7 protein-coding genes are annotated in these 14361 nt (G+C 57.1%); 2 read left to right on the top strand and 5 right to left on the bottom strand.

Translation table 11 applies throughout. The features are described 5' to 3' along the window. Positions 1 to 4: 4 nt before the first annotated feature. Complete coding sequence (locus tag HNV11_RS18085; protein ID WP_171740994.1) at positions 5 to 1624, bottom strand: CehA/McbA family metallohydrolase; 1620 nt, start codon at positions 1622 to 1624, stop codon at positions 5 to 7. 89 nt (positions 1625 to 1713) lie between these two features. Between HNV11_RS18085 and HNV11_RS18080 the strand changes: the two genes are divergently transcribed. Further along, a complete protein-coding gene (locus tag HNV11_RS18080) occupies positions 1714 to 2466 on the top strand; it encodes an SDR family NAD(P)-dependent oxidoreductase (RefSeq protein WP_171740993.1) in 753 nt (250 codons plus the stop codon). Between the two features lie 3 nt (positions 2467 to 2469). Here the strand turns inward: HNV11_RS18080 and HNV11_RS18075 are convergent, their stop codons facing one another. Together HNV11_RS18075 and HNV11_RS18070 are read right to left on the bottom strand one after the other, a co-directional pair. Then, positions 2470 to 4971 (bottom strand): ABC transporter permease, encoded by a 2502-nt coding sequence (locus tag HNV11_RS18075; RefSeq protein ID WP_171742234.1) that lies wholly within the window; start codon positions 4969 to 4971, stop codon positions 2470 to 2472. Positions 4972 to 5081: 110 nt separating this feature from the next. Beyond that, positions 5082 to 5786, bottom strand: coding sequence for an ABC transporter ATP-binding protein (locus HNV11_RS18070; protein ID WP_171740992.1), 705 nt, complete (start codon positions 5784 to 5786; stop codon positions 5082 to 5084). A 107-nt stretch (positions 5787 to 5893) separates the two neighbouring features. On the opposite strand from HNV11_RS18070, the gene HNV11_RS18065 reads away from it, so the two are divergent. Continuing rightward, the gene (locus tag HNV11_RS18065) at positions 5894 to 6601 is read left to right on the top strand and encodes an arylesterase (RefSeq protein WP_394353869.1); all 708 of its coding nucleotides are present in this window, start codon (positions 5894 to 5896) and stop codon (positions 6599 to 6601) included. 24 nt (positions 6602 to 6625) lie between these two features. On the opposite strand, the gene tamL is transcribed toward HNV11_RS18065, so the two are convergent. Then, complete coding sequence (tamL, locus tag HNV11_RS18060) at positions 6626 to 9094, bottom strand: translocation and assembly module lipoprotein TamL (RefSeq protein ID WP_240163550.1); 2469 nt, start codon at positions 9092 to 9094, stop codon at positions 6626 to 6628. A 2-nt stretch (positions 9095 to 9096) separates the two neighbouring features. Next, the gene (locus HNV11_RS18055) at positions 9097 to 14172 is read right to left on the bottom strand and encodes a translocation/assembly module TamB domain-containing protein (RefSeq protein WP_240163548.1); all 5076 of its coding nucleotides are present in this window, start codon (positions 14170 to 14172) and stop codon (positions 9097 to 9099) included. Between the last annotated feature and the right edge of the window lie 189 nt (positions 14173 to 14361).

The raw sequence follows: 14361 nt of genomic DNA, 5'->3' as shown, positions 1-14361 counted from the left end.
CCCGTCAGCGCAGTTTCTTCCGTAAATCGGCAATAATGCGTCGGGTTTCGGCAATTCGGGTTTTCAACCCATCCTGATACCGCCAGGCCTGCACTTCAATGGCCGGGTTGGGTTTACTGATTTCCTGTTCGATCTCGCGCAGGTACTGTTCGCTCAGATCGAGATAGCGGCTGGCCGTTTCGGGATTATGAAAGCCACCGCCGTCAATGGTTACGTAAACCGGCGTGGTGTGGGCCGCCTGCCCGGGGCCTGCCGTACAGCGGGCCGCCATCCACTGACCGCGCTCTACTGCCGATAGTGTTACGGTCAGCGTTAGATGAGCTGCTGACTGACCGGCCTCACGAGCCGTTACCCGGCCAATCACCCGGCCGTGACTGATCAATTCCAGCGTATCGAGCGGCACCTGGTTCGCGTGACCGTAAGCGTGAACGGTGGCCGTTAGGCCGCTGCCCCGCTTCAGATTAAGCCGGTCGCCGGGTAGGGCGTTGTTGACCCGCAGATCAAGAATAGGCCCACTGGAAACAAACGTATGACCCGCCTGAACCGCGTTTCGCCAGTTGGCGAAGGTAAGCGAGTCGTTGAGGTAGGTATAAAACCGGGCATTGCCAATCCTTGCCGAACGCTCAGGCGGCCCGTGGCCATGATCGCGGCCGCACCAGGGAAAGTCCGAACCGGCGGTAGCGGTGAGGGGAATGCCGAGGTCAAGAAAGTGGTAGTAATGTTCGGTGTGCAGTGGGTGTTCATCCACGCAGAACTGAAGCAGCTCCAGGGCGTCGACTTTGCCGCGCAGCCCGTCGAGCGTCAGCCCCCGATAGCCATGAAAGGTTTCGGCCTGGTGCGCGTAACCCACCAGACCGCCCAACTGGTGGATTTTATCGAAGACTTCATCGAAGAGATAATACCGGTCCCGACGACGGACGCGGTCAGCGGCTCCCAGCGCGAAGGCATGGCCCAGTTCGGGCGTGCGTGGGTCTTCCTGTCCGCTGGTGAGCAGAAAGTTACCCTGCTGATGAAGCCCTTTCTGGCCGTAAGCATACTGCGGGTAATACGTCTCCCAGAAGTCGCCCATCCGCAGCAACGCCCCAACGTTGACATCTTCGGCCTGTAGCCAGGTTAGAATGAGCGGGTTCTCGCGGGGCGACCGCCGGAGATGAATGTGCCCGTCGGTCGAATACCAGCCTTTAGCGGCCATGTTGACCCAGCGCTGGAGCCGGAATGTTTTTCGCAGCGGGACTCCCTGTTTTACCACCAACTCGTGCTCCTGGCGCAGATACTCGTTCCCCTTCGACAGGGTCAGTTGGTAACGGCCAGGCGGCAGGTTCAACTGGAAACGGCCGGCTACGTAAAAGGAACTGTCGGGCTGATAGGCGTACCCGTCTTCATGATCCCAGAGGCCGTACATCACGGCGACGGCTTCGGCGGGTAATTTCGCCACGACGCGGCCATTCTGCGTAAGCCGGACGCGCGTGGGCGTGGGCTTGTCGGTACTGGCATCAAGGAGGGTGACCGTAAGCTGGCTGGTTCGGGCCTGTCTGGTGGACTGGCTGTGCACCATTATGGGCATAAGGGCCAGAAATAGCGTCCTGACCAGAGAATATATCGGCGAGGTAACGGGCGTATGCATACCCTAAACATACGCTCGCTGAAGCAATAAGCCGCCGGGTTTCCAACTATTTTGCGGTAGTCAGGTTCTCTGACAAACAAACAAACCGTATGGAACACTCACTCGCTGGTAAAACGGCGCTCGTAACCGGGGGGGCTTCGGGGATTGGTAAAGCCGTTGCTCTCTTATATGCGCAACATGGCGCAAATGTCCTTGTATCGGATCTTGATGCTGAAAAAGGGCAAGTTGTCGTCGAGCAAATCAAAGGAATGGATGTACAGAGTCACTTTGTCCTGGCCGACGTGGGTGACCCCGCCGACTGCGGGCGACTTGTTAACGAGACGGTTAACCGGTATGGCCGTCTGGACATTGCCTGCAATAATGCCGGTATTGGGGGCGAGCTAAACCTGACTGCCGATTACAGCCTGGAGGGCTGGGAAAAAATCATCAATATCAACCTGAACAGCGTTTTCTACTGCATGAAGTACCAGCTCGCCCAGATGGTAAAGCAAGGCAGTGGCGCCATTGTAAACATGGCGTCCATTCTTGGCCAAGTCGGTACACCCAATTCGCCGGGCTACGTGGCCGCTAAACATGGGGTGGTTGGACTGACTCAAACGGCAGCGCTCGAATACGGTTCGAAAGGAATTCGAATCAATGCCGTTGGACCTGGCTATATCGACACGCCCCTGCTGTCAACCCTGCCCGAGGAGGCCCGGCAGCAGTTGATTGGTATGCATCCCATTAGGCGGCTGGGCAAAGCCGAGGAAGTAGCCGAACTGGTCATCTGGCTGTCGTCGGATAAGGCTTCGTTCGTAACCGGGTCGTATTACCCGGTTGATGGCGGGTATCTGGCTCAGTAAACCTTAGCCTTCTGCCCGCAGAACGTCCAGCGGGGGGCGGACCAGCACCTCGCGGCTGTTGAAGACGCCGATTACGACTGTCAATACCGTAACGATACCAGCTACAACGGCCAGCGGTACAAGGGCCGGGCGGTATGGAACTTCAAAAACGAACCGTGCCAGCGTCCAGGTGCTGGCCAGCGACAGCAGAATACCCGACAAAGCCGCCAGGAGGCCCAGCAGACCGTATTCAAGGGCTGTAATCCGCAGAATCTGGCTTCGGCTGGCACCGAGCGTTCGGAGCAGGACGCTTTCGCGCAGCCGCTGGTATTTGCTGATGACGACTGAACTGGCCAGCACCAGCAGTCCCGTCAGGATACTGAAGAGGGCCATGAACCGAATGACGAACGAAATCTGCTCAAGAATTTCGTCTACCGTTTTCAAAATCAGACCGAGATCAATGGCCGACACGTTGGGAAAGCGGCTGACCAGACCCCGCTGCAACATGGCCGAGGTCTGGTTGTCGGGCACCCGCGTCATCAGGACGTGAAATTGCGGGGCCTGTTCCAGCACGCCGGTCGGGAATACAAGCAGGAAGTTCGTTTGCACCCGGTTCCAGTCGACCTCGCGGGTGCCGCCGACGATGACCGGAATAGGGGCGCCCTGTACGTTGAAGTTGAGCGTATCGCCCAGTTTGAGGTGTAGCCGGTCGAGAAAATCTTTTTCGACAGAAACATAGATGTTGCCGTCGGCCTGATAAGGCGCTTTACCGGCCGCCAGCTTTTCCGACGAAATCAGCGAATCGCGGTAGGTGATGCGGTACTCGCGGGTAAAGGCCCAGTTGGGTACTTTTATGGCGGTATCCTTCCGGATGGCTTCGGCGGTACGCCCGTTGATGTCGGACAGGCGCATCGTCACGACGGGGACTTCCTGCAAAACGGGCAGTTTCTGCTGCTTCACCAGCGACCGGACGCCGGCGAGCTGCTCGTTCTGAATGTCGAACAGCACCATATTCGGTTGTTTGCCGCTGCCCGACAGCTCGACCCGACCGAGCAGCAGACCCTGCGTGAGATACAACGTAGCGATCAGAAACGCGCCCAGACCAATGGCCGTAACGAGGATGAGCGTCTGGTTGTTGGGACGATACAGATTCGCCAGACTCTGCCGCCAGACGTAACTCCATGAAGCCGGAAAAAACCGGCGCACGAGCCAGATCAGCCCCAGGCCCAAAGCGGTCAGAATGCCAAAGGCCAGGGCGAGTCCGCCGGTAAACCCAGCCGCCAGCGAGAGGTTCCGGGTCTGGAGGTACGCGAAGCCGATAATGAAACCAAGGACCAGCAGGTACACCAACCAGCGAAACGGATCACGACCGCTCAAATCGGCCTCGTAGGATGTGCGGAGCGTGCGAAGGGGCGATACGTTCCGAATAGCCAGCAGGGGCAGCAGGGCAAACAGCACCGAAATCAGCAGGCCCGTACCGATGCCGCTCAGAATCGCAGGACCCGACAGGTCGGTCTGCACCGTAATGGGCAGGAAATTTCCGAATACGCGGGGCAGAAGCAGCTGTACCGCTGACCCCAGCACGGCACCCAGCGTAGCGCCCAGCAGGCCCATGATGGCGGTCTGGAGCAGATAGATCAGCAGCGCCTGCCGACCGCTGGCACCGAGCGTTCGCAGGATGGCAACCGACGACACTTTTTCCTTTACGTACAACTGCACCGCGCTGGCGACACCTACACAACCCAGCAGTAGAGCCACAAAGGCAACCAGGCTAAGGTATTTAGTTAAGTCCCCGAACGAGCGGCCGGTCTGCCGTTTACGTTCGGCAATGGTGTCTGAGTTGACCCCGTCTTTATCCAGCCGGGCCGCGTATTTCTTGAGATAAGCCGCTACGTCGGTACCGGGGGCAAACTGGTAATAGTATTTGTAGTTGATCCGGCTGCCGCGTTGGAGCAGGCCGGTGTTTGCCAGGTAAGCATTTGGAATAAAAACCGTTGGCGCAACGGTAGCCGCAATAGCCGCCTGCCCCGGGGTTTTTGTCACCCGCCCCGCAATCAGAAACGACAGGTTACCTACCCGAACGGAGTCGCCGGGCTGCGCGCCCAGTTGAACCAGTAAGGCGTCGTCTACCAGCGCGACCTGGCTGTTACCCCGCCGAAATGTTTGGATGGCCGAAGCGGGTTCGACTTCCCACGTACCGTAGTAGGGAAAGTTACCTTGTAGCCCTTTTACCTGCGCCAGCCTGACTCCGCCGGTTCTGGGAATGGAAACCAGGGAAGCAAACGAAACCTCATAGGCCCGGTCGCGACCCATGGCTTTTATAAGTTGCTGCGTTGGGCGCGAGGGCGGGCGTGACCACGAGAGCGTCAGGTCGGCGCCAAGGAGTTCGCGGGCCTGCTCGTCGATGCTTTTGGCGAGATTGTCGCCAAAGGAGTTAATAGCCACCAGGGCGGCAATGCCCAGCACAATGGCCGACATAAACAGCAGTAGCCGCTGCCGACTCCGGCGGCTGTCGCGCCAGGCCATCCGGAACAGCCAGCCGAAACCGGGACGGGGTAATAGAGTATCTTTAAACCGTGGGGTATCCATGGGTGGGTTCTAATTATAGGACCAGGCGCCTTTACGTGAGGGGCAGTTTATGGTCGGGACGAAATTTCGACCGGTTCCGCTTTCGTATCGGACACGACCGTACCTCCCTTAATGCGAATGACGCGCTGGGTACGGGAAGCCAGTTCCAGATCGTGCGTAACGAGTACGAGCGTTGTGCCGGCTTCGCGGTTGAGCTCAAACAGCAGATCAACGACGGTCGCACTGGTGTCGGCATCAAGATTGCCGGTGGGTTCGTCGGCAAACAGCAGGCGGGGCCGGTTAGCGAAGGCCCGGGCGAGCGATACACGCTGCTGCTCACCCCCCGATAGCTGGGTAGGGTAGTGGTGGCCGCGCTGACCCAGACCAACGCGCTCCAGCAGGGCCTGGGCGGTTTTCTGGGCGCCCTTTTCGCCCCGCAGCTCAAGCGGCACCATTACGTTCTCGAGGGCCGTTAGTGTCGGCAGGAGCTGAAAATTCTGGAAGATAAAACCGACGTACTGGTTTCGGACGGCCGCCCGCTGGTCTTCGCTGAGTGTATCCAGGCGAATATCGTTCAGATAAACGCTGCCCGAGGAAGCCCGGTCGAGTCCGGCGCACAGACCGAGCAGGGTGGTTTTGCCACTGCCCGATGGCCCAACAATGGCGAATGTATCGCCGGGTTCAAGCGTAAAATTAACGTCGTGCAATACGGTCAGGCTGCGCCCCCCGCTCTGGTAAGTTTTCGTCAGATTCTCAACGCGTAGGATGCTCATGGAACAAAATAAGGTGTCTGGTCCTTTAATTAGCACAGAATGGCCCGTCGTACTGTAATTTACGATTAACCCACGTATTCAAGATGAAGTTCTCGATGATAACCCGAATGCCATATTCCGTGATAAGCGGCCTGATGCTGGTCTTAACGGTCTGGGGGTGTGGCTCGTCCGACACGAAAACCAGCGAGCAGGAAGCCAGCGCAGCCACCGGACGCTCGGCCGGTTCAACCCCTGAGGCACCCGCCAAAAAGCAAGTTATTCTGTTCTATGGCAACAGCCTGACCGCCGGGTACGGTGTCGAACCGCAGCAGGCGTTTCCGGCGCTGGTGGGTCAGAAGATCGATTCGGCGGGTTTGAACTACACCGTCGTTAACGCCGGGCTGAGTGGCGAAACAACGGCGGGCGGTAAAAGTCGGATTGGCTGGGTCATGCGTCAGCCGGTGGCCGTATTTGTGCTGGAACTGGGTGGCAACGACGGGCTGCGGGGCCTGCCTCTGGCGTCGACGCGGCAGAACCTGCAGGCCATCATGGATACCGTTCGGCGTAAAAGCCCAGGGACCACGCTGGTCCTGGCCGGTATGCAGATTCCACCGAACATGGGGACCAGCTACACCCGCGAGTTCCGTGACCTGTTCAGGGAACTCGCTGAAAAAAACAAGGCGATTCTGATACCGTTCCTGCTCGAAGGCGTGGGCGGAGTACCGAAACTGAATCAACCCGATGGTATTCATCCAACGCCCGCCGGCCACCGAATTGTAGCCAATACGGTCTGGAATGTGCTCCGGCCCGTGCTGGAAAAGCGGCCATCTTCCTAAAGGCTTCTCGCCTAATCAGGCTGATCAGAACGGGTAGCCCACCCCAATATTGAACACCAGATTCTGCTTGCGCCAGTCGCGGTCGCGGAAATTGATCTGGTCAATAACCCATTCGCTGCCGTTGGTTTTATAGGGTTTTCGAAGGGGGGTGGCCAGATCAAAGCGCAGCAGGAAATAAGAGAGGTCGATCCGAAGCCCCACCCCGGTACCGACAGCGACCTGTTTGTAAAATTCAGACGTAAACGCCGTAGCCTGCGGATCGGCGGTGAAACGGGCGGCTGGGTAGTAGGTCCAGATGTTGCCCGCGTCAACGAAGAAGGCCAGTTCGAGATACTTGTTAAGTTTTGCCCGTAGTTCTGTGTTAGCCTCCAGCCGGATATCCCCCCCACCGTCCTGGAAGGTAGGTACGTTACGAATCGTATCGCGGGTGTACAGACCCGGCCCGATGGCACGCGGTCTAAAGGCCCGGATGCTGTTGCTCCCTCCCACAAAATACTGCCGGGCCAGCGGAAGCTGAAATCCCTTCGAGTTCCCGTACGGAATCCCAACGCCCGTAAAAAGCCGATTTGCCCAGTTCAGGTTCTTACCCAGTCGCCGGTATAAACGGAAGTCGCCATCCAGGCGCAGAAACTGGGCAAAAGGGACCTTGAAAATGGTTGTCTGCTGACCGGGCACCTGTTGTTTGGTCAGCAGGTTGGCCAGGTTGCCGGCTACTTCAACGTTGGACGTGATCCGGAACGTAGTCGGTAAAGGAATACGGGGCGACGAGGTATAATTGAGGGTGTAGAGCGTACTGAGTATCAGCTGATCTGATGACAGTATGTTATTGTACTGAGCTTTGATGACGTCGGGCACTTCCGGATCGATCAGGATATCATAGAACCGGGAATCGACCTTATCGAGCGGCACAAAGGTATAGTTTGCGTTGAAGGGCTGAAAGACGTGTTCGAGCCGCTGGCTTTGCCGCCATGCGTAACCGAAGGTAGTCTGAAAGGCATTAATCCGGTACAGTCCGCCCCGGATGTTAGTCTGGTAGCCCATCGTTACGTTGGTTTTAGGCAGCGCCTGCCGCTGATCGGCCCGGAAGCTCAGCGGACTGACCAGACGCGGGAAACTCAGCGTCGCATCAGCCCCGTAGCGATAATTGGTCAGGCTCTGATCGCCCGCACCAACCTGAAATTCAATCCCTACGTTGGCATTGACCGTCAGAAGTTCGGCCCGCCGGAGGAAGTTACGGTCCCGCCAGCTCAGGATGGCCTGCGTACCGCTGAAGTTGTTGGAACGCGACGTGCCGTCCAGTTCCAGCCGCATGGACTTGGCCGGATAGGGCGTCAGGTAATAGTGCACGTCCAGCACCGCCGAGTCGCCCTGCTGCGCCGGGTCGAAACGGTTCCGGACAAACTTAAATGCGCCTACGTTAATAAGCCGCGACAGCGTCAGATCCTGCTGCCGGGCATTATAGCGACTGCCATGCTGGAGCGTAACAACATCACGGAATAATTTGGGGTTAAAGCGTCGCGTTGAGTCAACGATTATAAACTGCTGATCGGACTGATATGCCCGACGTAGGTTGGTATCCTGGCGGGCCGTCGACAGGTTGTAGTTGGGATAAATGAATATATCGCGGATGTAATAAGGAACCCCGGCTGCAGCGGGCATGTCGGGTTTAATGGCGAAGATGAGCGTCGTCTGGTGGTTGGCCGAATCGTTATCTGCCAGGATGGTTATGTAATCGGGCAGGAAGTAATAGAAACCGCGCTGCTTGATGGCCTGACTGATGCGCTCGCGTTCCAGCTTGATGTTATCGAAGCGGTAGGGATCGCCCTTCTTGAAGATAGTTCGGTCCGAGGTAGCCCGTAGAGCCTTCTGGACGACTGATGAATCGGTCAAATAAAAGGCTACGGAATCAATGTAAAACCGGGGTTTTACGTTGACCTGATAGACGCCCCTCGCCTTGTAGCCTTCCTCCTTAAGCTCTCCGCTTACCTGCGAGCCAAAATAACCTTCGTTTTTCAGCGTGGCTTCCCAGATGGGAATACTCGACGAAATGGCCTTAGCGCTGGCAAACACTGGCTCTTCACCAAACTTACGCCGGAACCAGGACCGAAACCCATTTTTACTGCGTGGTTCGCCAAACAGGTAGTATAATCCCACTTTGTATGGATAGCCGAAAAGCTGCTTGTTGGGCCGGGGCCGGGCCAGGGTCATGAGCTGGTCTTCCAGCGCCGACTGCTCGGTTTCAGAAACCGTCGAATCCGCGTGCATCACAATATCGGTACCCATGTATAGCCGCTCTTTGGCGGGCAGGTGTTTCGCGATATTACAGGCATTAAGACTTAATAAAAGAGCAAAGCAAAGCCAGCGCAGTACCGGAGGAAGTGGCCAGCCAGCCCCCGCTGGTAAGCCGGGGCGAATTGTTCGGGTTATGGTTTCAGTCGCTTCTGCCCGAACGAAAGATAGGCGACCGGTAATCTGCTTTATACCGTTTATCATAATCAGTTCAGCGCGGGGTTGCCGGGCGACCCATTGAAAAGGTCGGCCAGCGTATTGTAATCAACCGTAATAATGAAGCCAATACCCGTTTCAATGATGTAGCCATCCAGCACCGCCTGGTAGTCATTGCGCCGGTAGGCCCGCAGCACATAGCGGCCATCCCGCGTAATGTTGTAGTTCACTGAGACGTTGTCGAAGACCTCGTTGGGGTTTCGGGTAGCACTCTGGGCTGCGTTTTCAAGAACGAAGTTCCGCCCGACGGATACCGTCAGACGCCCCTCCAGAAAGCTTCTCGACAGACCTACGTTCAGGTCTGTCCGGGCACCGTTGGTGGTCCCGCCGGTATTGGCGCTGCCCGTCTGCGACAGCAGGTTAAAGTCTACATCAAAACCTTTCAGCACACCCGATGCCAGGCGCCCCAACTGGTCGGAGATCAGCTTGCTGACGCTGGTTCGGGCAATGCCCTCAGCCTGGGTATTCAGTCCGCCATTGTCTGAACCAGAGAAGAAGTCCGCCGTATTTTCGGGCAGGAACCGGTTCAGGACGAGCAGAGCAAATACCTGCTTGTTCATCTGCGACTGATCCTGCCGCAGCGTACGGAGTTTATTCTCGATTGTTGTTGCAAAAGCCGTTGAGGCTGCGGCAGAACCTTCTTCGGCCTCGGGCAGCCGGATATCGAAATCAAGTTTTGGGGCAACCAGGTTGTTACTGATGGTCAGCGCCACGTCGAACGGCAGCTTCCGCTTGGCGGCTGCTGCGTCGATGGACGTGGTCTCGTTACCGATCAGATCGGCGGGGGGGACAGACACCGTATAAATGGCGGTGATGTTGATGTCGGCCTGGAGCGGATCGCCCGTGAAGCTGATGTAGCCGCCTTTCTGAATCTGGAACTGCCGCTTCAGCACCTGATACGTCATGGCGTATTCGCCCTCCGTTACGTCGTAGCGGCCCAGCACTGATATCTGCCCGGCGGCATTGACGCTGACGTTAAGCCGGGCGTTGCCCCGCGCCCGCAGGTAGTCGCCGTTCAGCTCATCGATTACGATGGTCAGCTCCGACTTTTCGTCGGCTTCGAGATCGAGCGAGATATTGGAGTTCGTCAGCTGATCGAACGCCAGGCGGGAGGGCAGACTATCAACTTTGGGCCGGTACAGGTATTTTCGGATTGCGAGCGAGTCATTGTGGTCAATGAACGTAACGATCTTGCTCGACTCATCGACTGACAGCGATTCATCCGGCAGCACGATCGACACCTTGCTGCCATCTTCGAGCCGGACCGTACCGTTAATAGATGGGCTGTCTCCGGCGCCTTTTATCCGGAGGTCGGCGGTGACAGACGCCTGGCCATAGGCGTAATCGTTGTCTTTGCGGGCCGCATTCAGCACCTGGAAATTGTCGGCCCGGACGCGCAGGTTATAAGCCACATCGGGCAGGTTGCGCAGCACCACCGTACCATCGGTGGCGAGGGTGCGCCCCTGCGCGTCGCGCACATTAAAGTCTGTCAGCGTAATGGTCTGTCCCGAAAAGGCCAGCCTTTCCTGATCAATGCGATAGGTCGCATTGAGTTGTTTGACGTTGAACGCTACGGAGTCGAATGCCACGCTGCCGTTTAGCTGCGGGTTGTCAATGGCCCCCGCCACGGTGAAGTCGCCCGTTAGCTGCCCTTTGGCCTGCCGCAGCTCGCCAAAACTGAAGGCTTCGATGGTGCGGGCATCCAGCCGCTTCAGCGCGACAGCCAGATTAAGCGCCTGTTTGGCATTTTCAGGATTGTAAAAGCCGGTTATGGTGGCATCGTTGTAGGGTCCAGTCAGAACCGTGTTGACATTGATCCGGCCATCTTCGGTGTTGTTGAAGCGGGCAGTCAGGTTGCCAATGGGCTGCCCGGTCACCTGCAGGCTGTCGACGTAAACAGAGCCAATGAATGAAAGCTGATTGTCGTCGCCCATGTAGTCGCGCACAACGACTGTACCGTTCAGCTGCCCGCTGGCCAGGGTCGTATCCTGCCCCGTAAGTCGCGCCAGATTCGCCAACTCGACGGCTCGCGTTGTGATCCGCAGAGGAGCGTTTCCATAAGGTTCTGTACTGCTTATTTCCAGCGTTTGTGAACCCGCTTCCAGGTGAAGGTTATTGACCAGAACGCCGTCGGGACCATACTGGGCAAAACCGCTGGTGTCGGCCGTCCAGGGTTCGTAGTTCGTGAGCAGACCGTTGCGGGCGAGCTGCAGCCGGTAATTCTTTTCGACGATACTGAGCGTACCGGCTAGTGCATGCCGGGGCTGATTAATGGAATCTTTACTGATGACCGCAAACTGAAACCGATTATTGGCGGCCGTACCGGTCAGACTGGTCGGGCCAATCGTCAGTCCATTCAGGTCAAGCTCATTGACGTTGCCATTCACAAACAACTGATTGTTTACGGCCCGCAGCGCCAGATCGCTGCCGCGCACGGTGTTCGTATCGTAGACGACAACGCCGGTGCGGAGCGTAGCCGAAAGGGTAGTATCTCGCTGGTTGTCCAGATAAGCATTCAGCCGAACGGTATCCAGCCGGGTAAGGGCCGGTACGAAGGCACGCAGCAGCGGGTTCTGGTAGGCTTTCAGGTTGAGCGTAAAGGCATACGGTGGCGGAATCTTTTTATACGTCAGATCCGGTATGGCCACATACCGGCTGATTTCTCCCGCCAGGATGTCGTACAGACTGGCATATTCAAACTGGCCGTTCAGGTTCAACCGGGCGCCGGGTACCTGAGCCACAACGCCCTTCATGGTGCCATCGGCTGTGAGTCGGGCGTAAAGCGAATCAACGGGGTAGCTTTTGCCCTGCAGCGTCACGACGGCGTCGCTCGCTGAGATAGTACCAACGGGTCGGGCCGGATCGGTCGAGGCCATATCCAGAATGATCCGGCCTTTGAGCGATAGCGGGTCAGTATACAGCTTCAGAGGTTGCAGATTCAGTTCATTGATGACCGTTTGCCCCTCTACGCTCGGAAACTCGCCTTTCAGGCCGACGTTCATATCCAGGCTCAGGTTAGCATTGGGGTCTTTCAGGGTGCCCGTAATGGCAAGAGCGCCGTTGGTCAGATTGCCGGTTGCATCCAGATTCTGGTAGCGATACCCCTGAATATCGGCCGATTGAACGTTCAGATCGAAGCGGGTAGAGAGCGTGTTGACGTCAATACCCCGCCCGTTGACGGTTGCCCGTCCGGTTAGTTTACCAACCGTTCCGGTTTGTTTGAGCCATTTGCCTGCATCAAACTGATCGAGGGTCAGGGTGCCCTTATACGCCTGATTCCTGCCGGCCACAAACCCGGCCAGCGTACCGTCGAAGTCGGCCGTACCCCATTCGGTGCGCAGGTTGGCGTCAAGGGTCAGGTCATCCAGCTTACCCCGGAGTTTACCCGTCAGCCGGAGCGAAGGGGGCAGGGCAATCGATGAAGGAATCGAGCCTTTCGGCGCCAGTTTATTGATGTCGGCCAGGCTGGTGCTAGCGTTCTGAATGGTCAGGTCAACGCCAATCCGGTTAGGATCGGTTACGTTCGTTAGCCGTCCGCTGGCCCGGATCTGGGTGCCGGTAAGCAGATCGAACTCGAAGCGGGGGACATATAGGGCCGCCAGGGTACCCGTCGCCTTTGCGTTGAAACGGAAGACTCCTCCGCTGTTGGCTGCAAATGGGGGCGTATCGGCCAGGTCGGGGGCCAACTGCAATACATCGGCTACCGATAGGCGGGTGTCGCGCAGGTTGACCCGCACGCTCACGCGGCTGGCAAACCGGGGATTCGTCAACTGCCCCAGCGAGTCGTAGCGCAGTACCAGCTGATCGCGCAGGAGCGAAGTTGGCGTCTGAAAAAGAAACCGCGTAATGGTTGTCGTTGTGTCGGTATACAGCACGTCGCCGTTCATCTGTTGCAGCACAAACCCGCTCGACGCCCGGAACCGGCCATTACGTAGCTGTCCGCTAACCCGCTGCCCGCGGCTGCCCAGGTCCTGATACACCAGAAAACGGCCGTTGATACCCAGGCTCTGCAGATCGAGGTGGCTATAGTCAAGCCCGGTTTGCTGCCGGGGAGCGGTCTCGTCGTCGAAGCGCAGACGGTTGTTTGCAAATCGAACGTTTGTCAGTCTGGCCTGCCAGCCCGGTCCTGTGGCGGTGGTTGATGTTGTAGCAGCCGGAGCGGTTGTGGCCGCTTTCTTAGTTGGTTTGGTTAGCGTGGCCGCAATATTAGAATTCGCCAGGTCAAGCGAGCGGATACCGATTTTCGCGCCGTTCAGATAAAAATAGTCGGTTTCCATCGCCAGCCGCCCAATACTACCCTGAGTGCGAAAATCGGCGGTTTCAACGCGAACGTCCCACTTCGTCCGGTTGACAGTCCATTTGCCCAGCCCAATGTCGAGCGAATCAGCTGGGTCCGATGCCGGGCTGTCGGGTGTCGGTAAGCCTTCATAAAGCCGCGTAAATACGTTTAGCCCATCTACGGATACGTCGCTTAAGTGGTACTGCGACTTATAAACGTCAGTCTTGTCGAAGTTCGCCCGCAAGCTATCCACGTAGGCGTTGACATCGGCGCCCACAACGTCGTCTTTGTAGTTAATTCGAACATCCTTGAGGGTAATACCCGTCAGCGTAATGGCCATGGGTGTTGCTACGGTATCGGCGGGTTCGGGCTCAGTGCTGGTATCGAAGGCATTGAGGACGTATTGAAAATTAAACGTTGTATCCGGCAATGTTCGCCTGACGTTCAGGCGAATACGTTCCAGTTCAATCTGGTTGAGCGCTACCCGGTTATTGAGCAGACCCCACATGTCGAGGTCAACCCGCATCCGGCCTCCATTGAGGAGCGTATCCCCCTTGGGCGTTTTGAAGAAAACGTCTTCCAGTTCAATGTAATCGGGTATGGAGTAGCGAACACGACCGATATGAAAGGGTGACTTGAGCTTTTGGGCCAGATAGGAGTTAACCTGCCGCGTAACGAACTGCTGGCCCCAGGGCGTTGTGGCAACCAATACCACAAACCCCGCCAGCAGCAACACAATGGCAAGTAAACCAAGAAGAATACGGACAAGTGACTTCGTCACAGACATTTGTCAGGTTGTTGAATGATTCCGGCTGTAGGCTGCCGGTTTTAGTTGCCCGGGGGCAACAAAGTTTTTGTGATAACGCGGATAAGGGCGATTATGTTACTATGGAAGGTAGTGTAAGCCTGTGCCAGCCCCGCCGTTTGGGTCACTGGGTAACCGTTTGTCCCGTTTACTGCTCTTTCTTGAACAAAT

It is taken from the genome of Spirosoma taeanense (genome assembly GCF_013127955.1).
Taxonomy (GTDB): Bacteria; Bacteroidota; Bacteroidia; order Cytophagales; family Spirosomataceae; genus Spirosoma; species Spirosoma taeanense.
This window is presented reverse-complemented; position numbering and strand designations above follow the sequence as displayed.